This is a genomic window from Paenibacillus enshidis, assembly GCF_042136365.1.
Classification (GTDB): Bacteria; Bacillota; Bacilli; order Paenibacillales; family Paenibacillaceae; genus Paenibacillus; species Paenibacillus enshidis.
Genome location: NZ_JBHHMI010000004.1, coordinates 24,619 through 45,268 on the forward strand (window position 1 = coordinate 24,619; position 20,650 = coordinate 45,268).

Consider the following 20,650-nt stretch of genomic DNA (forward strand, 5'->3'; position numbering starts at 1 on the left):
AACCTGACATGCTTTTTTCAGCGTACAGGATAACCCGTCCGTCATTTGTGTTAAAATATAGAGCGGCTGATAAAATGAAGACCGAATGATTTTCAACAGAACAGGATGATCAGATGAGATGGCTGTACAACTTCCGGCACTTTTTGTAGAGAGAATGCGCGGGCTGCTGGGGACGGAATTTGCGGCTTTTATGGCGGCCTATGATGCGGTGCCTCATACGGGAATACGCGTGAATACACTGAAAATATCAGTAGAAGAATTTGTGAAAATATCACCTTTTGAGCTGCGGCCAATTCCCTGGTGTCCGGCAGGCTTCTACGTTCCTTACGGGTCCAAGCCCGGGCTGCACCCTTATTACCATGCAGGCTTGTATTACATCCAGGAACCGAGTGCCATGGCTCCCGTGGAGCTGCTTGACATTCAGCCCGGGGACCGGGTTCTGGACCTGTGCGCCGCACCGGGAGGGAAATCGACACAAATTGCGGCCAAGCTTCAGGGGAGCGGCGTTCTCGTCACCAATGATATTCATGCAGAGCGCACCAAGGCTTTGGCCAAAAATATCGAGCTCTACGGAGTACGCAACGCGGTGGTACTGAATGAATCCCCGGATCGGATTGCGGAAGCTTTTCCGCATTATTTTAACAAGGTGCTGATTGACGCTCCCTGTTCCGGTGAAGGCATGTTCAGAAAGGACGAGGACATGGCGAGACAGTGGGAGACTCATTCGGTCGAGAAATGTACGGTGATGCAAAGGGATATCCTGCGTATCGCTTCACGTCTGCTCGCTCCGGGCGGTGTCATCGTTTATTCGACCTGTACGTTTGCACCGGAGGAGAACGAGGAGATGATCGCGGAATTTCTGCAGGCAAATCCCGGATTCCGTGTGGTGCCGTTAACAGGCAAGCCCGGATTTTCCCCGGGGCGGCCGGAATGGATTCCGTCCCGGGAACGGTATCCCGATATTGAGCAGTTAGCAGGGACCGGCAGACTGTGGCCGCACCGGATTGAGGGAGAAGGCCATTTTGCAGCCGTGCTGCAATGGGAAGGGGATGCCGGGGAGGAGACGGCTTTCGATATAACGCTGCCTATATCTGAGCGATCAGCGGGGGAAGTGGCGGGTACACGCGGCCGAGCCAAAGCGCAGCGGCACAAGAGTGGCCGCGGGCAAACCGGAGAGGGCCGCCGTAGCGGCAAGGCGGGGGCAGAGCACACCGCTGCAGAGGCTTTGGCTGCATTTGCCGCAGGGCAGCTCAAGCTGCAGCTTCCGGGCCGCACCGTTGTATACGGAGACCGCGTCTACCAATCGCCGCTGAACCCGGATATGCTGAACGGCCTGAAGGTGGTCCGGCCGGGCTGGTTCGTGGGCACGGTCAAAAACGGGCGCTTTGCTCCCTCTCATCCGCTGGCGACGGCACTGCATAGAAATGACGCTGTCAGGTCTATTGTGCTGGACGGGAGCAGTCCGGAGGCTGTCCGCTATCTTAAAGGCGAAACGCTGCCGATGGAAGAGGACAGAGTTGTGCTTACCGAAGGAGCTTCCACAAAGGGCTACGCTTTGATCTGTATTGACGGATATGCTTCAGGATGGGGGAAATGGCAGGACGGCATGCTGAAAAATGAATATCCGGCAGGATGGAGGTGGACTTCCGTATGAAGGGGCAAGGCAAACAGACACAGCGGCTGGACAAGCTGCTCACCCACATGGGGTTCGGTTCCCGCAGCGATATTAAAAGACAGGTCAAGCAGGGCAGCGTCACCGTTAACGGCACGGTTGCCAAAGACAGCGGCATGCAGGTTCATCCTTACCGGGACCGGATTGAGGTAGAGGGGGAAACCGTGAACTACAAGGAGTTCATTTACCTCATGCTGCACAAGCCTCCAGGGGTAATATCAGCGACGGAGGATGCGCGTGAGCGGACGGTCCTTGATCTTCTGGATGAGGAAGAGCGCCATTTTGAGCCTTTTCCGGTCGGCAGGCTGGACAAGGATACCGAGGGGCTGCTTCTGCTGACGAATGACGGCAAGCTCGCCCATGAGCTGCTTTCCCCGCGCCGTCATGTCCCCAAAACCTATGAGGCAACAGTAGCGGGGGACGTTGGGGAAGAGGATGCAGCCCGTTTCGCGGAGGGGGTTGAGCTGGATGACGGGTATGTAACGCTGCCTGCCCGGCTGACGCTTTTGTCCAAAACACAAACGGAGGGTGGCCCTCTTTCTTATATCTCGCTTGTTATCCATGAGGGCAAGTTCCACCAGGTGAAGCGGATGTTTGAAGCTATCGGCAAAAAAGTGCTGTATTTAAAAAGAACGGAAATGGGCCCTCTGCGCCTTGATCCGGGGCTTCCTCTTGGTGCATACCGTGAGCTGAGTACAGAGGAGCTCGCTTCGCTGAACCGGGAGATGTCGGAGGGACACTAAAGGGATTGCTGATTATACAGATAAGGATGGGATATACATGAGTTACCGACTAATTGCGCTTGACGTCGACGGCACGCTGCTTGATGATCAGCACGAGCTTGCCCCTGAAACGGTGGACACGATCCGGGAGGTTGCTGCCCAGGGCGCGGAAATCGTACTTTGTACGGGACGCGCTCCGTTTGGAGCCATTCCGCTCATGGAGCGCATGGGTCTGACTGGATATGTCATTTCTCATAACGGGGCGGCTATAGTGGATGCGACAACCCGGGAGATCGTGCTCCAATACCAAATGGATACACGCAGTCTGGAACCATACATAAGCTACTGCAAGGAAAACGGAGTTCATTTTGACGTCAATACGGCATTTGGATTGTATGTGGATCAGCTTGAGGGACTGAAGCTGGAAGTACGGAGCATGTATGAGACATTTCTGATGGAGCCGCTGCAGCTGCCGCGATGGGCTGATTGGTCGGAACCGCTCGTCAAGTTTACGGCGTTTGGCTCCATGGAGCGGCTGGACGAGGTATACCGGGATTGGAGCAGTTGGGAGCAGCCGTTTAATATGCTGCGCAGCGGAGACTTTTTTATCGATCTGATGCACAAGCAAGCGTCCAAAGGGGAAGCGCTGCATCAACTGGCGCTGCAGCGGGGAGTAACACCCGATGCTATTATGGCGATCGGCAATTATTACAATGATCTCAGCATGCTGGCCTACGCAGGCAAAGGCATAGCCATGGCCAATTCTCCTGAAGGAGTGAAGCTTGCGGCTGATGAGGTCACTTTATCCAATAATGAACAGGGTGTGAGACATGCCCTCATCAAATATTGCTTAAGCTGAAGGGAACCCTTACAAAATTAAACAGCCTCCATGCTGCGATTTCCACAGATGGAGGCTGATGTTTTAATGAAGCTGGCGCAGTCCTTTGGGAAGATGGTTCTTTAATTGGCCTGAGCTTGCTTTGCCCCAGCCCAATGGAAGCCCGTCTGCCGCAACAAGCACCCAGCCTTTAAGCGCAGCATCCACTGCCAGCGTCTCCCCGCGCAGGAATGACCGGATTTCCTCCGATTCCGCAGAAGCGTTGAATACACCGCGCGCTTCATCGGGCTTGGAAGCCATGGCCAGCGCATGGGCAGGCTCAAAGCGGTTTTTCTTCCATTCCCCAAGATGCAGCCCTGCCCGGGGCAGCTTTAATCCGGTCAAATGTTCGTCCCGAATGGCGAATCCGTCGTTTTCAGGCAGCCAGTAGAGGGATTCGCCGAATAAAAGCGGCCTTCCCGGCCCAGGAGTGTATCCCGGAAGATCGGCTTTCTGCCAGGCATTGAAGCCTGCCCAGGCACTGTCCAGTTCTCTGGACGGTCGCTTGCGGCTGTTCTTGGCTTTGGTGGTGTCTTTAGTGCGGGCTGTTTCATTCGTTTCAGTGTCGTCCTTGCGAAGCAGGGCAACGAAATGCCCCTCCCCCCGCTGTATATGAGGCCAGATGCGTTCGGTCCGCACCAGGCTCATATCCGGGAATTCGGATACAAACCAGGCCATGACCTCTTCGTTTTCCGTTTTATTAAACGTGCACGTCGAATAGGCCAGCCAGCCGCCTGGCTTCAGCAGCTTATATGCATCCCGGAGAATGTCCTGCTGTCTTGAGGCGCACATGGCGACGAGTTCAGGGCTCCATTCGCGGACGGCTTCCGCGTCCTTCCGGAACATGCCTTCGCCCGAGCAGGGGGCGTCAAGCATGATTCTGTCGAAGCAAGCGGGAAAGCGCTCGGACAGTCCCGCAGGCGTACTGTTGGTTACAATCACATTGTTCAGACCCATACGCTCGACGTTCTCAGCCAGTATCTTCGCTCTTCCGGCATGGATTTCATTGGATACGAGCAGCCCCTGCCCCCATAATTTGGAGGCGATATGTGTTGTTTTGCCACCAGGGGCGGCAGCCATATCCAGAACATTTTCACCGGGACGGGGATCAAGGAGCTCCACCGCTGACATGGCCGACGGCTCCTGGATGTAATAAAGCCCGGCTGCATGGCAGGGATGCTTGCCAGGACGATGAGGTTCTTCATAATAATAGCCTTCGAAGCACCACGGAACAGCTTTCAGATTCCATTCGCTGATGATCGTTTCCCGCAGCTCCGGGGTGGCTTTCAGCGGATTGATGCGGAGTCCTTGTACTTTGTGCTGGCTGTAGGACTCCAGAAATGCCCGGGTTTCTGGTCCGAGCAGGCCGGCAATTTGTTCGGTGTATGCTGATAGCAACGTTGGCTTGTCCATATGATGAGGCTCCTTTAGTGCTAAAATTGCATTGTGGTAACGCTTTGCTGCTTCCCGTGCCACATGCGATAATATGAGAAGACCATACTTATTTCCACTCGACGCGCTTCTGACACCCCCGAGACATAAGGAATATAATAAACAGAGATATACGCGTTGCACATGGAAACCCATTCCATTACTATCTGTTGAATGTGGGCTCTTAATCCGCTACAATTTTTTTGTATTTGCATCGTTCGGATGTCGTAGGAACAGCTCATCAGAAATTTAATATATCATACAAATCATTCAACTGCATTCTGATGATTGGCAAGTAGCAATACGGCCTTGCTTGAAAGGGGAAGCAACATATATGAGACTGCTGCAGGCATTGTTTTTCCCTCCGGAACAGCCGGGGGGCGTATCGTCGATGATTCCTTATTTGCAGGAACGGTTCACCTCACCGCGCTGGGAGATGGAATTGTTCTCGCTGCCGAAACGAATCCGCAACAAGGGGAAAGAAGAGATCAAGTTCCACACCTTTGATTGGACCCAATACGGTGAGAGCCCGGTCGTACAGAAATATATCCAAACCTACCGCGACTATCTATGGTGGACCCGGCTGCGCATTCATAAACCGTTTGACCTGATTCATGCGCATCACCCCATTGCCGGTCTGGCTATGAGAAGCGTCTTTCCCGATACCCCGCTGATCCAGACGCTTCACTCCTCCTACGAACGTGAGCTGATCCTCAATGGAAAAATTGCAGAAGGAGGGCCTGAGCATCAATTTCTGGTATCCATGTACCGGGAGCTTGAATATTGTACGGACCAACTGATGACGGTTTCCAAATCGTTCCGCGGGTATATGGCTCCTTATGTGGATCGCCATGAAGATATCAGAGTTCTTCCGAACGGCTATGATGAACGGAGATTTAAGCCGATCCCGCATGAAAACGAGGTCGCCCAGCTGATTACGGTATGCCGTCTCGTCCCTGCCAAGGGACTCGATGTGCTGCTGCGGGCATGTGCGGAATTGAAGAAGCAAGGGGTCGAATACGTGCTTCATATCATTGGAGACGGTCCAATTCGTCCTGAGCTTGAGAAGATGGCACAGCAGCTGGGCATCTACAATGAAACGATTTTTTACGGCTACACGCTCCACCCGGAAGAATTTATGCCTTTTTTCGATATTTTTGTCCTGCCTTCCCGGGCGGAGGCATTCGGTTCGGTATTCGCGGAAGCGGCGCTCAGCTGTCTTGCCCTCGTCGGTACGGAGGTGGGCGGTATCGCCGAGCAGATTGAGAACGGAGTCAACGGCCTGCTCGTTCCACCGAATGACCCTGTAGCCTTGGCGGAGGCGCTTGCCGGGGTGATTGCCGATCCGATGTACAGATATGAGCTTGCCCGTTCTGCCTGTGAGCGGGCGAAAGCCAATTATTCGCTCAGCAGGGCAGTCCATGAGCTGAAGAAGATGTATCTTGAATACGCCAATAAGTGATGTTCACCTTTTGTAGGTAGTCTGCTTGAGTCTGCCTGTAAGGATACCGTTTCTGCGGTTAAACGGAGTCAGGGGATGCCCTTTATGCCCGTAATAAATGAGCACCCCTGCCCAAAACACGCTAACCATGCCGAAGATGGGATACAAGAGGGATAGCAGTGAGCTGAATCCAAATTGGCTGATCAGAAAACAGACGAGCATAATGAACAATGTAATGATACGGGGCGAAACGGACACATACTTCTGCAGCTGCAGGGTCAAGCCATAGATATCGGCTACGAAGGTGCTGAAAATCTCCAGGAAAATCATAATCATATAGACGGTTTGCACGGCGATTCCAAGCTGGACAGCGACATTTCCCATTGGAATTTCAAACTGCTGAATACCCGGCATTTGGGCTGACATGGCAAAATGGGCCGCCATCAGCATAATCCCGACACCGATTCCGCCGAGTACGCCCCCCCAGCGGATCGTGCTTTTGGATGCTGTTTGACTTCCAAGGGGGACAAGCACGGCCTGCGCCATGCTGAGATTAAAGGAAGTGTACAGAACCGGAGCCAGCCATACGGCCAGCGGGTGATGATCGGTCTTGATGACAATAAAATTGTCATAATTGGGCGTATTCAGTGTACTGATGATCATTAAAAAAGACAGGAGCATCATTACAGGCACCAGGATGGAGTTCATTTGCAGGATGGCATGCATTCCTTTTCTAAGCAGCAAAAACGTACAGAGCAGGGTGAGAAGCAGGCCGGTCTGGTAGTTTAAATGCAGATGCTCCATAAATACCGAGCCCGAGCCCGCCAGCATGACGCTGTTCACACCGAGCAGAATGACCAGTGTAATCCAACTGATCCATTTTCCTGCTTTCGGGCCGAACAGATGCAGGTTCACATCCTCGTAGGAATGTGCGGAGATCTCATGAGCGATGAGCATGAGCCTTGTGCCCAGCCAAATAAAAATAGCGGTTGCCAGCATGATTGTAGCGGTCGCCAGGCTTCCGAACCGGGTGAAAAACTGTAAAATTTCCTGTCCAGTTGCAAAACCGGCCCCTACGATGGTCCCTATGTATGTAAAAGCGATCTGAAGTACGTGAATATTGCGTCTCATGTCCCTCCCCCAATCCTTGTACTCATGAGAACTGCGCATAATACAAGGTATGTCCTGCCGGTGATGGACATGACTTCAGATCTTAAAAGTATTACCCGCACGATCGTCGGGCGCAATTCTACAGGTTGAGCACTTTAGCTTGAAAGCTGGAGCCCACTGTGGTAATTTTACGGCAGTAGGTTCGGCATGGGAGGTAATAAATATGGAAGCTTTAAAAAAACGCATATTGGAAGAAGGCGTTGTCGCTTCGGATCAGGTTCTGAAGCTGGACGGACTATTGAATCATCAGGTGGATCCTATGCTGACGATGCAGATGGGAAAAGAATTTGCTGAACGGTTTCGTGATGAGAACATTACAAGGGTAGTCACAGTAGAATCCTCCGGTATTGCTGTAGCATTCGCCACGGCGTATGAGTTGGGGGTACCGCTTGTGTTTGCCCGGCGCAAGAAAACGCTGCTGGCAGACCCTGATGCGCTCTCCGAGCGGGTGCCTTCGTTTACGAAAGGGATCGTAACAGACATCATGCTGTCCCGGCAATTTATTCATGAGAATGACCGGGTGCTGTTTATTGACGATATTATTGCGAACGGTGATGCGGCCAGAGGAATGGTGAAAATTATCCAGCGTTCCGGCGCGCATTTGGTCGGCTTTGGAGTAGTCGTCGAGAAATGCTTTCAGGCAGGGGCACGGACTATTCGCGAGCAGGGAATCCGGATTGAATCGCTTGTCCGAATCGCATCCTTGTCTGATGGAACTGTCCAGTTTGCAGAATAGTAACATTTCTCCAATTCCTTGACCTAATTTATTGCAATGCCTTTGCAACGAAGGTATTATCGCTTATAATATAGATAAGGTTTTGGGAGAGGAGGCAGCAACATGGGGAAAGAGCAATTGACGGAGCAATACTTTCTGGAAAAGTTGGCGGCGGCAAAAACTCATTTTGAACGTGCCCTGGATTGTAAGCACACAGAGTTTGATGATCTGTATCCCTATATGATCGAACATCCTCAATTTTTCTGGTATAAGCGATATGTAGCTTGGTCTGAATTACTGACGCTCGTTAATTTGTGCGAGGACCTGTCTTTTCCTTGGAAGGAACAATTTACTCTTCACCAGGTAGCGTATGTAGAACAACGTGTGTTGTCTGCAAAAGTGCTTGATTTCTGGTTTGAGAAGAACGATAGCAAAGAGCACGCACAGCGTTAATCATTCAGGACAATTGTTGCTTAGTCGGCATTCAATATACACAAAAGCGAGGCCTAAATGATTATATTTAGGTCTTTTCTTCATAGGTCGATGATGTAGAGAAGGGAGAAGGTGAGTCAATGAGCAGTGATGAAGTACTTGATGTCTATCGGGTTTCCGGTGAAAAAGTTCGTGTGATTCGGGACGGTCTGAAGGAAAATGATGTTGTTGGTATCGTGCTTGCGTGGGATGACGAGCATTTGCTGATCCGCAGACCGAATCGGAGAGTCGTCAAGCTCAGCAGAAATTACACGGTGCAGCCGTTCAAAGAACCCCGCCCGGACATCCTGGAAATGGTACAGGATGACACCACTAACCAAGACAGGACTAAACAATAAGGCAGGAAATCTTCGGGTTTTCCTACCCTATTGTTCATTAACCTCTTGCTGCTGCAGCAGCGGGACGGCGAAGCGGTCTGCGCTGCGCGGAGGTGAACATCGCTGTAACTGGTCTGGAACGGCGTCCGGTATAGCGGGACGGTTCGATACGTTTGTACAGTTCAACTCCTGTGGACACTGAAGTGATCGGCAAGGAGGTTGTCAATCCCAGGTAAGCCCGCATTCTTTCGTACATTTCCTGACGGAATTCAGGCATAGGGATGCTGATTTCACCTTGGGAATTCCCGCAGGTGCAGGAGGCTTGCATAGCGGATTCGTTTTGCCGGATATGATGAACAGCGATGCCGCGCTTTCTGAACTCATGTTTGACCTCGGACATCAGAATGCCGGTTCGGTTCGCTCCGGAATTCACAAGCTCGACGTATAAGTCCGGTGTTCTTAGTACACCGCTATCTTCCAATATATTACTGTCTCGCTCAAAAACCTTCTGAATAAACAGCAGCAACAGATAGCTCTTAATTAATGCAAAATCTTCTTTCGTAACGACTGCAGTAATCATATCCAGTCACCGCTTTCGATTATTTGTTAGCAGCATAACCACATTGAGAGAACGCATGTTCTTTTTTCTTATTATAACCGAACGTATGAGCGTCAATCAATATAAATATGGAAAAATCAGCTCTTTTCGCACAGAAATTTTTCGAAATCGCTTCTGGGAAATGCCTTTGCCCAAAATATATATATTATTATTGACTTTTAATGATATATATGTTATGATCTATCTTGTCGCTGTGAAATAATAATTTCAAAGATGACGTTACAATTTGCGGTCGTGGCGGAATTGGCAGACGCGCACGGTTCAGGTCCGTGTGGGCTAACCCCCCGTGGAGGTTCGAGTCCTCTCGACCGCACCAACTTAACAATGAACGAGCTCTTGAGTTTCCTCTCGCGGAGATTCAGGAGCTTTTTTACATACCTGGAATTTGCAAGGTATTGCTCATCACTTGAGCCGAAGAAAGCTTTGAGCTGTATTCAAGATGAACATAAAATGGAATTCTTGCTTTACTTGTTTGACGGGCGAAGCTGACGACTCTGTTGAGTATGAAATTGATAGGGTTTGCTGAATTTGAGACGAAATGTAAAGCAGGCAGTCGCCGTAATCGGGAATGCCTGCTCATCTGCGATATATATCTGTTAAAGGTACTCGCACTTAAAGTTCGAAAACTCGGCCATAGAGCCTTCACCACAGGTATATAAACCGATAAGCACGCCTGTAAATCCTCCCGCTACTTCAGAGGAAAGATATCGGGTTTGCGCCGTGCCCAAGGGGATGTCTTTCCCGTTTGCATGAATGAGGAAGCTATAGCGCTCATGACTTGCCCGTATCATCAGAGGAGCCTGGCTCGTACTTCCCAGGTCTACTTCATATTCAACGGATTTAATATCACCGATATTCAGGCGCTCGATCACTTTATATCCGTTCTTATCTTTACGTATGGCTAAATCATAATGGTGATTTTCATCCATATAAAGCGTGATGCCCGCTTCCCCGTCTGCAAGCTGTACATCGCAAGAGATTTCCGCATTGAAGTCCCTTTGGCGAATGCCTATAAATGTCGGGGATTCCGGCACATCCAGAGTTACCCCGGTCCCTTTAAGCTTTACCTTATCAAACTCTAACACATAATTCTCCGCAACAGGATGACGGAGATAACACCAGTCCAAGTTCCATTCCGTGTTCTCGAAAGTAAAGATCTTTTTCTCCTGCTGCACGACATGGGTTGGGATACGGTCGGTCTCAAAGCTGGTAAGGGTGGTGCCGTTATGTCCTGCTGTAAACCAGCCATCCTCACTGAAAGTAACCGGTGTCAGGAAAACTTCGCGGCCAAGGTGATGGTAGGTAAGCCAGCGGCCGATTTGACGGAAGCCCAGATGCAGCATCCACCAATTTCCCTCATGATCTTGAATCAGATCACCATGGCCAGCCCCCTGCACCTCATAACCGCCCAGATTTCGATTGGTCAGTACCGGATTGTTCGGGTAGGCTTCGAACGGACCGGAGATCGAATCTGCCCGTGCATAAGTGACCATATGGCCATATTCCGTTCCGCCTTCAGACACCATTAGGTAATACCGGCCATTCATTTTATACATATGCGGGCTTTCCAAATATCGTCCGCCTGTTCCACGCCAAATCGAACGGCTTGGCGACAGCTTGCCGCCTGTTTCAATGTCAATTTCACACTGAGCAATCCCGCCAATCCCGTAATCATCTTTCCCGTTGCTCATAAAGAAGGCCTTTCCGTCTTCAAAATACAAATCGGGATCGATTCCTCCCTGATCCACATAGATCGGTTCAGACCATTCACCGTAAATATCGTCAGTCCATACATAGAAATTGTGACGAGTGGTGTCGTTGGTCGTGGTCATGTAGAATTTCCCGTTGTTGTATCGGATCGTGGGAGCGAAAACTCCGCCGGAACTGCCCACCTTACCGAGTTGGACCTGACTCTCTCTTGTTAGACAATGGCCGATTTGCTTCCAGTTAAGCAGGTCTTTGCTCTCAAAAATCGGAACACCGGGGAAGTACTGAAAGGAACTGCAGACCAGATAATAGGTATCTTCTACTTTACATACACTAGGGTCAGGATAAAATCCTTTGATGACCGGGTTATTGTATTTCATAGTCCACCTCTTTTATAAATTCACAATGATATAAATCTAATGTGATCAGTAGCTAAGGAAATTAAACACTATTGTTTAGAACCTTGCAATGGATTAGGCTTGATGGTTCATGTTAAATCTTTTAAATTAATATATATGTGATTTCAATAGATGCAGTCAGGAGATGATGATGATCATCAAAGCGAACGGGGAAGCGAAATTTATGCCGTTATACGAGGCGTTGGCCAGTGAAGTCAGATGGAAAATTATGAGCCTCATTGCCGATCACGAGATGAATGTGAAGGATATTGCGGATCAGTTGGGACTCAGCTCCTCTATCACTACCATGCATATCCGCAAACTTGAACAAGCCGGGCTCGTCGGAAGTCACAGGGTACGGCTGAGCGGGGGAACGCATAAAATGTGTTTCCTCAAACAAAAAAATATCGAGATTGAGCTGCCGTCTGCCAGCCACACCGCGAAGATCAGCGAGCAGAGTATTTCAGTTGGTCACTACACCGCTTTTGAAGTCCATCCTACTTGCGGGCTCGGTACGCGTGAGAAAGAAATCGGAGTGTGGGATGACCCGCGCTACTTTCTCGATCCCGAGCGGGTTCACGCCGCCATTCTGTGGTTTGGGTGGGGTTATGTTGAATACAAAATGCCTAACTACTTGCTTGCCGATCAAATCGCGGAAGCCATCGAAATCTCAATGGAGATTGCTTCAGAAGCTCCTGGCTTAAGAGATTATTGGCCTTCGGATATTGAGTTCACCTTCAACGGCACCTCTCTTGGCACATGGACAAGTCTGGCTGACTTCGGAAGAGCTGCGCGCGGCAGATTTACACCCGAATGGTGGCATCGAAATGTGAATCAATACGGGTTATTGAAGACGATCCGCATTGACGCATCGGGTACATTTATAGATGGCGAGCGGATGTCGGAGGTGACCCTCGCGGATATCAAGCTGCGGGAACCGTTCTGGACACTTCGATTTGCGGTTGATGAGCAGGCAGTTAACGTAGGGGGATTGACACTCTATGGTTCCGGATTCGGTAATCATGATCAAGATATTGTCATCCGCGCGTATCTTAACGGCAAAAATAATTGAAAATGTATGTATTTATGGAGGCTAGGTACCAGAAATTGTTGTATTTCGAAGATCATTAGGTTCAAGATAAATTGGATGGGTTTAGGAGAACGAGAAGGAAGCAGGATTAAGTGAAGTAAAGCAGACCTGACAGTAGATGGAGGACAAGGCAAGGGGAAACGAACAGACCGTGATTTTTCTGCAGCCTGAACTTTTTCGTCTGCAGGCCTGCTCGTTGTGATAACGACGGCCTGGACTTCCATGTCTGCTCGCCCCCCGAATCAAGAATTAGCGTACGTATGTTCTTATTTCAAGTTAGTCTTCTCATTTGGACCATCTTCTTCTTCTTCTCTCTTTTTATTTCTTTACCCTTGCCGGCTCCAACCCTCAACCCTGCCCCCTGAACGAAAGGGATAATCGTGCAAAGACAGCATGCAGGGACACCAAGACACGAATGGACCTATTTTCAAAAGAACCGATAAAGGCTTACCCCGTGCGGCGGCACAGTGGCCCGCAGCAGGTTAAATCAGTACGATTCGGCTGAAAGAGAATATGATTCGCGCAAAATACGTACTAAAAAGGCGCAGAATTGCTTAAAATTCAAACGGTTAGCAGCGTATGATTGCCTGTCATGCAGGAAGAACCTATGATGTGAAATGTAAGCGCTTCAAAAAAACATCATCAGGTTGGGAGGGTCAGGAGATGGACCAGCAATACGCTGCCCAGGCGTCACTAGGAGTGAAGAAGAAACGGATCCGATCGCAGTTTGTTAAAGACATCTTAAGAGACCGTTGGATGTACGTTCTGCTCCTTCCGGGCGTCTTGTATTTCGTCATATTCAAATATTTTCCGATGGCCGGTCTGGTCATGGCTTTTCAGGACTACAAACCGCATTTGGGTTTTTGGGAAAGTCCTTGGGTGGGTCTGAAGCATTTTGAGCGTTTTTTTACGGAGCCGCAATTTTGGATGCTGTTCCGCAACACGTTCCTGCTTGCCGTGTACAACCTGGTTTTCTTTTTCCCGCTGCCCATCATTCTGGCGCTGATGCTTAATGAAGTGCGCATGAAGCTGTTCAAGCAATTCGTGCAAACGCTCGTATATTTGCCGCATTTTGTGTCATGGGTCGTCGCTGTCGGCATCTTCTACGTGCTGTTCACGACCGAAGGGGGCGTTGTGAATGAATTCATCGCCAGGCTGGGTATGGAGAAAATCCCGTTTCTATTAAGCGAGGAATGGTTCAGGACGATGATCGTCAGTCAGTCGATCTGGAAGGAAGCGGGTTGGGGCACGATTATTTTCCTGGCGGCCTTGTCCGGCGTCGATCTTCAGCTCTATGAAGCGGCCCGCATCGACGGAGCCGGACGGTGGCGCCAACTGTGGCATATTACGCTGCCGGCGATCCGCAGCACGATTGTGATCCTGTTTATTTTGAGGCTGGGCAGTTTCCTGGATACGGGCTTCGAGCATATTTTCCTGATGCTGAATTCCATGAACCGGGAGGTCGGCGAGGTGTTCGACACATACGTGTACATGAAGGGATTGACGCAGGCGCAATACAGCTACAGCGCGGCCGTTGGCATGTTCAAATCGCTGGTTGGTCTGGTGCTCGTCATCGGGGCGAACCGACTGGCCAAAAAAATGGGCGAAGAAGGCGTTTACTAAGCGGAAGGAGTCGATCAGGCCATGCCTTTGGCGGATAAATCGATCAGCAGCCGCATGTTCACACTCATCAACTATTCGCTGCTGACTCTCAGTTCCATCATCACCATTATTCCTTTTATTTACATTGTGGCCGTATCGTTCGCGACTCCCGAGGAGGTGGCGAAGGGAGGACTTATGCTGTTTCCGACGAAGTTTACGCTCGGCGCGTACCAGTACATCTTTTCTACCGAAACGCTGGTCCGCAGCATCCTGGTATCGGTCTATGTTACCGTGCTCGGCACACTGATCAATCTGCTACTCACCTCGTTTATGGCTTATCCCCTGGCCAGACCGACATTACGGGGAAGAGGTGTCGTGCTGTTCTTGGTGCTGTTCACGATGCTGTTCAGCGGCGGCATTATCCCGACCTATTTCGTTGTCAAAGCGTTCGGTATGATCGACACCTACTGGTCCCTGATCATCCCCGGCGCAATCAGCGCCTTCAACCTGATCGTGCTTAAAAACTTTTTCCAACAGATTCCGGAAGGACTGGAGGAAGCGGCGAAAATCGACGGCTGTCACGACCTGGGCATCCTGTTCCGGATCGTGCTGCCCTTGTCGATGCCAGCGATGGCGACGTTCGGGCTCTTTTACGCGGTCGCTCATTGGAATTCGTATTTCAGTGCGGTGATGTATATCAACGATTCCGAAAAATGGCCGGTGCAGATCGTGTTAAGACAAATTGTGCTGCTGTCCCAGGACATGATCGGCGATTCCACCGCACAGGCGGAGCCGATGGAGTATTTGCCGCAGACGATCCGCATGGCGTCGATCGTGATCGCGACGATTCCGATCGTCATCGTATATCCTTTCCTGCAAAAATATTTCGCGAAAGGTGTCATGCTAGGCTCGGTTAAAGGTTAAATGTCTTCATCCCATACCTATCATACAGGAGGTTTCGCTAATGAAAAAAAAGCATGTCATATCCGTCGTAACCGCATTCGGCATCCTGGTCGCCGCAGCAAGTATTCTCGCCGCCTGTGGAGAGAAGAATGGTCAAGCAGGACAGGACGGCGCGCAGGCGGAGAACGGGCCCCTGGCAGTGACCATCGCCACACCGCAGGTCGGGGAAGCCCCCGGCAAAGACACAGAGGTCGAGCAGGCCATCGAAAAATACACGGGTACGGAAATTGATATTCAATGGATTCCGGCCGCGGCGTTTGAAGACAAGAAAAACATTATGATTGCCTCCGATGAAATGCCGAAAGCGTTCAAGATTACGTATAACGCTTCAACGCTGAACGCAATTCAGTCCGGCCTGTTTTGGGAGATCGGCCCATACCTGCAGGACTACAAAAATTTGGCTGAGATCAACCCCATGCATTACGACAATATCAAAGTGGATGGCAAGCTGTACGGACTGCCGCTCTATCGGGATATCGGCCGCGCAGGCATTGTTTACCGCAAGGACTGGTTCAATGAGCTGGGGCTGAAGATTCCGGTTACGCTGGACGACTGGTATCAGGCGGCGAAGGCCGTAGCCGAGAAGGACCCGGACAAAAATGGGCAGAGGGATTCATATCTGCTGTTCCTTGACAAATCGTACAACGATCCGGCCGCCAGCAGCGCATTCCTGACACGGCTTGCTGTATCGCAAGGCGCCCCGAACAAGTGGGGAGTTGTGGACGGCAAAGTCATTCCGGAATTCATGACCGAGCCTTATATGGACGCGATGAAGCTGCTCCGCAGACTATATGAGGAAAAATTGATCAATCAGGATTTCTCCGTCGTGCAAACGGCCGATGCTGATAACAAATGGAATGCGGGTCAAGCTGCAATGCGCAATGCGGTGGCGTCCGCTGCGGCCACATCGTACATCAATGTATCCAAGGCGGTGCCTCATGCGGTTGTTGATGTTGTGCAGTTCAAAGGGCCGTCGGGCTATCGCCTGCCGGCGGAGCCGGGCAATAATGGCTTCTTCGTATTCCCGAAATCGTCCGTGACTTCGGAAGCGGAATTGAAGCGGCTGCTGGCCTTCTTCGACAAGTTGCTGGAGCCTGACATGTCTACACTGCTGAGCCGGGGGATCGAAGGCAAGCATTTCAAAAAAACAGAGGATGGAAAAGCGGACATTACCGATTTGACACTGTTCAATCTTGAAGTGAAGCCGTACCGCGACAGCTTGCCGTCGTTTGAGGTGGGAGGACAAGGGCTTCCGCTCAAGCTGAACGAGCTGCAGGCTAAAGGCTGGGATATCGTTGCTGCGAACCTGGAGCATGCCGTTCCGAATGTGGCGTTGACTCTGCTGTCGCCGACTTATACGGAGAGAGGCAGCGAACTGGATACGATGATCCGCGATGCCCAGACCAAATTCATCATGGGCAAAGTGGATGAAGCAGGCTGGGAAGCGGAAGTAGCCAATTGGCGCAAAGCCGGTGGTGACAAGGTGATGGAAGAGTTTACGGAAGGGTACAACAAGCTGGACAAATAAGAGGAGAGCCGGAACCAGACTTTCGGAAGCAAATTTCTGGTATAATGGGTGTCGGTATAACCTTGCACGCCTGATACAGTAGTCGAAGGGGGAGGATGCCCGATGCCCAGATATTTAGTCCGTTTGTTCGTCTTCACCCTGCTGCTGGTTGCCGTTCCGGTCGTCTCCACCGGGACGATCTCCTACTTCATTGCCAAACAGGATATTGAGAAAAAAGTCAACGAAAGCAATGAGCAGATTTTGCTGCAAAACAAAACGCGAATCGAGCAAATATTCAAAAATGTGGAAATGGGCGCGGTGCAGTATATCAACTCTCCCCTGGCGGCCAACTTGTACGACCGCGCATTGACGGCCGACGATTTTCAGAACATAACGGCTTTATCCAAAGGTTTATACAATCTTCATTCCATTGCAGGCGTGACCGACACCTTTCTGATCAATCTCGACCACGACTGGATGATCAGCGAGCTCGGATTTACCCCTTCCGGGACATTCCCCGACCGCGACCGGATGAGCGAGTACGCTTTGCAATCGAAGAAGATGTATTGGCGCGCGGAGGCTGCGAACCAGGCGGATCAGCCGGCAGACGAAGTGGCAGATCCTTATAAAATCCGCCTGATTGTCAAGCTGCCAATGATCAACTCCTCTTCTCAGCCGAAAGGGATGCTGATCGTCGATTTGTCTTACAATGAGCTGGAACAAGACTTGCGGCAAAATACGGAGTGGAGAAACATTTATGTGCTAAACAGCGAGGGTGAGCCGTTTTTGTCCAGTCCGGGCTCGCCCAAGATCGGCGATGCGGTTTTGACAGAATTGAAAGCGTATTCAGCAGTGGAGACGGGGTATTTTGAAGAACAGGGCTTGGCCGTCAATGTTCTCGGGTCCGACCCTCATAACTGGACTTACGTGTCGATCGTATCCATCCAGGAGATTACCAAGGAATCACGCAAAATCGCCCTCGTTACGGTCAACGCCTGTGTGCTTATTTTTTCCGTGATTGCGGTATTCGCTTATTTCGGAAGCCGACGAATGTACGAGCCGATCCGGCGGATGTTCGCGATCATGCAGCAGTTTGGCGGAGAAGCGGACGATGCCGGCAAAAAAGACGAGTTCGCCTATATTGAGGAGCGCCTGCACATCTTGTTTAGCTCGCGCAGGCAGCTTCAGCAGCAGCTGCAGCAGCAGCTGCAAGGGCAGCGCGGACAGATCAAGGAGTTTTTTCTGCACAAGCTGTTCATGGGCCAGGTGACTGAGCGCGAGTTTGTTTACAAAAGCGGCGTGTACGGGATTGCCGACAACAGCGCGTTGCTCGGCGTGCTCGTCATTCAGATTGATACGCTGCAGGACACGAGATATACGGAGAAGGATAAAGAGCTGTTGTTGTTTGCAATACACAATATCGTCGGAGAGCTGATTCCGTCCCACAACCTGATCGGCTCGCTGCTGCTGGACCAGTCCCAGGTGTCGCTGATTACAAGCGATTTGGACCGCCCTGATGAGCTAAAAGCGCTGTTTCATCAGTTGGCGGGCCAAATTCAAAGCAAGGTGCGCGAGCTGCTTCAGCTCCAGGTCAGCATCGGCATCAGCCGGGCGTTTCACCGATATGCAGGTGCCATGAACGCTTATTCGGAAGCGCTGGAGGCGTTGAAGCGGAGAATTAGCCTCGGCTATCATGTAATCGTGAGCTATGATGATATCGAATCGTCTTCCGTGGTCAGTATTCAACCGGACGCTTCCTGGGCTTATCTGGAGAACAGCCTGATCCATGCGCTGCAGGCGGGCGATGAGGCTTCGGCCCTCGAGCATTTCGACAGGTATGTGAGGTCGATCATGGAACAGAACGTTCCGTTCAACGATTTTCAAATTTTGATGCTTGAGCTGATCACGCGGATATACCGGCTTGTTCAGCAGCACGGGGGGGCTCTGAACAGTCTGCTTGGCACTAACTCGGCGGTTCAGCAATTCCTGAAGCTGAGCACGGCGGCGGACATCGAGTCCTGGTTCAAAACGAAGCTGTTTCCTCTGGCCTTGTCCTTCCTGAAGGAGCAGATCGATTCGCAATATATGAGCATCGCCCGCCAAGTGGTGCAGATGATTCATGATGCTTACGATCAGGACATCACGCTGGACGCGTGCTCGGAGAAGCTGAAATTCCATCCGGTATACTTAAGCCGGGTGTTCAAGAAGGAAATCGGTGTGACGTTCAGCGAATATTTGACGGAGTACCGGATCAACATGGCAAAGCTGTGGCTGAAGGACAGCTCGCTGAAGGTCAACGAAATCGCCGAACGGTTGAGCTACAGGAATGCTACGGGTTTTATCCGCACGTTTCGCAAACAGACGGGCATGACCCCGGGGCAGTATCGTGAAGAACATTCCAAATCATCATGACTATGGAAATGATCATGCCTGCGAAAACCATCATGACAATAGAAATATCGTGATTCACTGTGGAGGTGCTGGTTATCTTGTCTTATGCGTTAGTTGATCGGCTTAAAGCGCAATACATGGCGGAGCCCAAATGGTATTCGCTGAGATGGCATTATATCGAAGGCTGCATTCTGAAGGCGTATTTGGACAGCTATGCGCAGACAGGCGACGAGGCGGAATACGCCTTCGTCAAAGGATTCATCGATGGCCTGTACGACGAAGAAAGCCGGATTCCCGTCATCGACCCGGCAAATTACAATATCGACCAGATTCGGACGGCGACCGTCTTGTTCGCTTTATACGACAAAGAGCGAGATCCGAAATACAAACAGGTCCTGGACCTGCTTTACAAGCAGCTGGCGGTTTATCCGCGAACAGGCGCAGGCTCCTTCTGGCATAAGCAGAACTACCCTTATCAGGTATGGCTTGACGGTCTGTATATGGGGCAGCCGTTCTATGCGTCCTACATCAAGCGATTTGTGGAGGGGAAAGACTACAGCGATCCGCTCGCCCAGTTCCGCAATGTTCGCCGTTTTCTCTTTGACGAGTCAAAACGGCTGTATCGGCATGCGTACGACGAGAGCCGGCACATGTTCTGGTCCGACCCGGCGACGGGTTATTCGCCGCATGTATGGGGGCGAGGGGCTGGCTGGTACGCCATGGCGCTGGTTGATATGCTGGAGATTCTGGAGGGAGAGCCGGTCGATAGCGACTTCCTGAAACAATACCTGCATGAGCTTGTGGACGGTATGCTGCCGCATCAGCACAGCGAGGGCATGTGGTATCAGGTGGTGGATCAGGGTGTGCGGGCAGGAAATTATTTGGAAACGAGTGGAACGCTGATGCTTGCGTATGCCATTCTGAAGGGAGTCCGGCTCGGCTACCTGCCGCAAGCGTACGCCGCCTATGGCCAAAAAGCGTTCGATGGAACGATCAGCCGCTATCTGCGTGAAGAGAGTGGAGAAGTGCTGCTGGGGGGCATCTGCCGCAGCGCCGGCCTCGGCAGGAAGCCGGAAACGGGAGAGCTGCGCGACGGCACTTACGAGTACTACGTTTTCGGCGAGAAGATCGTCGAGAACAACGGGCACGGCGTGGCACCGCTGCTTATGGCGTATAACGAAATCAGGCGGCTGAAGCCATGAATTTGTCATTCGCGCGTAAGCACAATCGATAGGGCCTCCCTAGTGGGGGCTTTTCGGGGTTGTTATGGACAGGTCCTTGGAATCTGTCAATTTTGTGTTGACTGTTAATTGGTAAATATGATACTATCAATCTTGTTGCTGCGAATAAAAAAATTCAAAGCACTCATTATAATTTGCGGTCGTGGCGGAATTGGCAGACGCGCACGGTTCAGGTCCGTGTGGGCTAACCCCCGTGGAGGTTCGAGTCCTCTCGACCGCATCGTGATACGAATGAGCTCCTGAATTATCTCTAGTAGAGATTCAGGAGCTTTTTGCATTATTGGAATATGCAATG

Annotated in this window: 17 protein-coding genes and 2 tRNA genes; 15 read left to right on the top strand and 4 right to left on the bottom strand. The window is 51.1% G+C overall.

Annotated elements, in window-relative coordinates; all coding sequences use genetic code 11:
• Positions 1–118: 118 nt before the first annotated feature.
• Genes ACE41H_RS06325 through ACE41H_RS06335 form a run of 3 tightly spaced genes read left to right on the top strand, consistent with a single transcriptional unit; the run spans position 119 to position 3,253 of the window.
• Positions 119–1,654 carry an RsmB/NOP family class I SAM-dependent RNA methyltransferase gene (locus tag ACE41H_RS06325; protein WP_375354100.1) on the top strand — a complete coding sequence of 512 codons (1,536 nt, stop codon included), beginning with the start codon at positions 119–121 and terminating at the stop codon, positions 1,652–1,654.
• Entirely contained in the window at positions 1,651–2,415 is a 765-nt protein-coding gene (locus ACE41H_RS06330) for a pseudouridine synthase (RefSeq protein WP_375354102.1), read from the top strand. Before ACE41H_RS06325 ends, ACE41H_RS06330 begins: the two co-directional genes overlap by 4 nt.
• A 37-nt stretch (positions 2,416–2,452) precedes the next feature.
• Positions 2,453–3,253 carry a Cof-type HAD-IIB family hydrolase gene (locus ACE41H_RS06335; protein ID WP_375354103.1) on the top strand — a complete coding sequence of 267 codons (801 nt, stop codon included), beginning with the start codon at positions 2,453–2,455 and terminating at the stop codon, positions 3,251–3,253.
• 63 nt (positions 3,254–3,316) lie between these two features.
• On the opposite strand, the gene ACE41H_RS06340 is transcribed toward ACE41H_RS06335, so the two are convergent.
• Positions 3,317–4,684, bottom strand: a complete 1,368-nt coding sequence (locus ACE41H_RS06340) for an RsmF rRNA methyltransferase first C-terminal domain-containing protein (protein WP_375354105.1) — start codon at positions 4,682–4,684, stop codon at positions 3,317–3,319.
• A 352-nt stretch (positions 4,685–5,036) separates the two neighbouring features.
• Here ACE41H_RS06340 and ACE41H_RS06345 point away from each other — a divergent pair, with 352 nt between their 5' ends.
• Positions 5,037–6,164 carry a glycosyltransferase family 4 protein gene (locus ACE41H_RS06345; RefSeq protein WP_375354107.1) on the top strand — a complete coding sequence of 376 codons (1,128 nt, stop codon included), beginning with the start codon at positions 5,037–5,039 and terminating at the stop codon, positions 6,162–6,164.
• Positions 6,165–6,167: 3 nt separating this feature from the next.
• Here the strand turns inward: ACE41H_RS06345 and ACE41H_RS06350 are convergent, their stop codons facing one another.
• Positions 6,168–7,274 carry a YkvI family membrane protein gene (locus tag ACE41H_RS06350; protein WP_375354109.1) on the bottom strand — a complete coding sequence of 369 codons (1,107 nt, stop codon included), beginning with the start codon at positions 7,272–7,274 and terminating at the stop codon, positions 6,168–6,170.
• Between the two features lie 202 nt (positions 7,275–7,476).
• Here ACE41H_RS06350 and ACE41H_RS06355 point away from each other — a divergent pair, with 202 nt between their 5' ends.
• The 3 genes from ACE41H_RS06355 to ACE41H_RS06365 all read left to right on the top strand — a co-directional run bounded on the left by ACE41H_RS06355 (position 7,477) and on the right by ACE41H_RS06365 (position 8,858).
• Entirely contained in the window at positions 7,477–8,049 is a 573-nt protein-coding gene (locus tag ACE41H_RS06355; RefSeq protein WP_375354111.1) for a xanthine phosphoribosyltransferase, read from the top strand.
• A 102-nt stretch (positions 8,050–8,151) separates the two neighbouring features.
• Complete coding sequence (locus ACE41H_RS06360; protein WP_375354113.1) at positions 8,152–8,481, top strand: hypothetical protein; 330 nt, start codon at positions 8,152–8,154, stop codon at positions 8,479–8,481.
• 119 nt (positions 8,482–8,600) lie between these two features.
• A complete protein-coding gene (locus tag ACE41H_RS06365) occupies positions 8,601–8,858 on the top strand; it encodes a hypothetical protein (RefSeq protein ID WP_375354114.1) in 258 nt (85 codons plus the stop codon).
• A gap of 37 nt (positions 8,859–8,895) precedes the next feature.
• Here the strand turns inward: ACE41H_RS06365 and ACE41H_RS06370 are convergent, their stop codons facing one another.
• Complete coding sequence (locus tag ACE41H_RS06370; protein WP_375354116.1) at positions 8,896–9,417, bottom strand: YhjD family protein; 522 nt, start codon at positions 9,415–9,417, stop codon at positions 8,896–8,898.
• A gap of 267 nt (positions 9,418–9,684) precedes the next feature.
• Here ACE41H_RS06370 and ACE41H_RS06375 point away from each other — a divergent pair.
• Positions 9,685–9,772, top strand: a tRNA-Leu gene (locus tag ACE41H_RS06375).
• Between the two features lie 280 nt (positions 9,773–10,052).
• Here ACE41H_RS06375 and ACE41H_RS06380 read toward each other — a convergent pair.
• On the bottom strand, positions 10,053–11,543 hold the full coding sequence (locus tag ACE41H_RS06380) for a glycoside hydrolase family 43 protein (protein WP_375354117.1): 1,491 nt from the start codon (positions 11,541–11,543) through the stop codon (positions 10,053–10,055).
• A 169-nt stretch (positions 11,544–11,712) separates the two neighbouring features.
• Here ACE41H_RS06380 and ACE41H_RS06385 point away from each other — a divergent pair, with 169 nt between their 5' ends.
• The 7 genes from ACE41H_RS06385 (at position 11,713) to ACE41H_RS06415 (ending at position 20,575) form a co-directional block, all read left to right on the top strand.
• Positions 11,713–12,633, top strand: a complete 921-nt coding sequence (locus tag ACE41H_RS06385) for an ArsR/SmtB family transcription factor (RefSeq protein WP_375354119.1) — start codon at positions 11,713–11,715, stop codon at positions 12,631–12,633.
• A gap of 681 nt (positions 12,634–13,314) precedes the next feature.
• Entirely contained in the window at positions 13,315–14,274 is a 960-nt protein-coding gene (locus ACE41H_RS06390) for an ABC transporter permease (protein WP_375354121.1), read from the top strand.
• Positions 14,275–14,295: 21 nt separating this feature from the next.
• Positions 14,296–15,177 carry a carbohydrate ABC transporter permease gene (locus ACE41H_RS06395; protein ID WP_375354122.1) on the top strand — a complete coding sequence of 294 codons (882 nt, stop codon included), beginning with the start codon at positions 14,296–14,298 and terminating at the stop codon, positions 15,175–15,177.
• A gap of 40 nt (positions 15,178–15,217) precedes the next feature.
• A complete protein-coding gene (locus ACE41H_RS06400; RefSeq protein WP_375354123.1) occupies positions 15,218–16,744 on the top strand; it encodes an extracellular solute-binding protein in 1,527 nt (508 codons plus the stop codon).
• 102 nt (positions 16,745–16,846) lie between these two features.
• A complete protein-coding gene (locus tag ACE41H_RS06405) occupies positions 16,847–19,135 on the top strand; it encodes a helix-turn-helix transcriptional regulator (protein WP_375354125.1) in 2,289 nt (762 codons plus the stop codon).
• Between the two features lie 77 nt (positions 19,136–19,212).
• Entirely contained in the window at positions 19,213–20,316 is a 1,104-nt protein-coding gene (locus tag ACE41H_RS06410) for a glycoside hydrolase family 88/105 protein (protein ID WP_375354127.1), read from the top strand.
• A gap of 175 nt (positions 20,317–20,491) precedes the next feature.
• Positions 20,492–20,575 (top strand) — tRNA-Leu (locus ACE41H_RS06415).
• Positions 20,576–20,650: the final 75 nt, after the last annotated feature.

Excerpts from the sequence above, each read along its gene's own strand:
- ACE41H_RS06330 (WP_375354102.1), top strand. The coding sequence starts at position 1,651 with ATGAAGGGGCAAGGCAAACAGACACAGCGGCTGGACAAGCTGCTCACC.
- ACE41H_RS06355 (WP_375354111.1), top strand. The coding sequence starts at position 7,477 with ATGGAAGCTTTAAAAAAACGCATATTGGAAGAAGGCGTTGTCGCTTCG.
- ACE41H_RS06390 (WP_375354121.1), top strand. The coding sequence starts at position 13,315 with ATGGACCAGCAATACGCTGCCCAGGCGTCACTAGGAGTGAAGAAGAAA.
- ACE41H_RS06395 (WP_375354122.1), top strand. The coding sequence starts at position 14,296 with ATGCCTTTGGCGGATAAATCGATCAGCAGCCGCATGTTCACACTCATC.
- ACE41H_RS06340 (WP_375354105.1), bottom strand. The coding sequence starts at position 4,684 with ATGGACAAGCCAACGTTGCTATCAGCATACACCGAACAAATTGCCGGC.
- ACE41H_RS06380 (WP_375354117.1), bottom strand. The coding sequence starts at position 11,543 with ATGAAATACAATAACCCGGTCATCAAAGGATTTTATCCTGACCCTAGT.
- ACE41H_RS06360 (WP_375354113.1), top strand. The coding sequence starts at position 8,152 with ATGGGGAAAGAGCAATTGACGGAGCAATACTTTCTGGAAAAGTTGGCG.
- ACE41H_RS06325 (WP_375354100.1), top strand. The coding sequence starts at position 119 with ATGGCTGTACAACTTCCGGCACTTTTTGTAGAGAGAATGCGCGGGCTG.
- ACE41H_RS06365 (WP_375354114.1), top strand. The coding sequence starts at position 8,601 with ATGAGCAGTGATGAAGTACTTGATGTCTATCGGGTTTCCGGTGAAAAA.
- ACE41H_RS06350 (WP_375354109.1), bottom strand. The coding sequence starts at position 7,274 with ATGAGACGCAATATTCACGTACTTCAGATCGCTTTTACATACATAGGG.
- ACE41H_RS06385 (WP_375354119.1), top strand. The coding sequence starts at position 11,713 with ATGATCATCAAAGCGAACGGGGAAGCGAAATTTATGCCGTTATACGAG.
- ACE41H_RS06335 (WP_375354103.1), top strand. The coding sequence starts at position 2,453 with ATGAGTTACCGACTAATTGCGCTTGACGTCGACGGCACGCTGCTTGAT.
- ACE41H_RS06400 (WP_375354123.1), top strand. The coding sequence starts at position 15,218 with ATGAAAAAAAAGCATGTCATATCCGTCGTAACCGCATTCGGCATCCTG.
- ACE41H_RS06345 (WP_375354107.1), top strand. The coding sequence starts at position 5,037 with ATGAGACTGCTGCAGGCATTGTTTTTCCCTCCGGAACAGCCGGGGGGC.
- ACE41H_RS06405 (WP_375354125.1), top strand. The coding sequence starts at position 16,847 with ATGCCCAGATATTTAGTCCGTTTGTTCGTCTTCACCCTGCTGCTGGTT.
- ACE41H_RS06370 (WP_375354116.1), bottom strand. The coding sequence starts at position 9,417 with ATGATTACTGCAGTCGTTACGAAAGAAGATTTTGCATTAATTAAGAGC.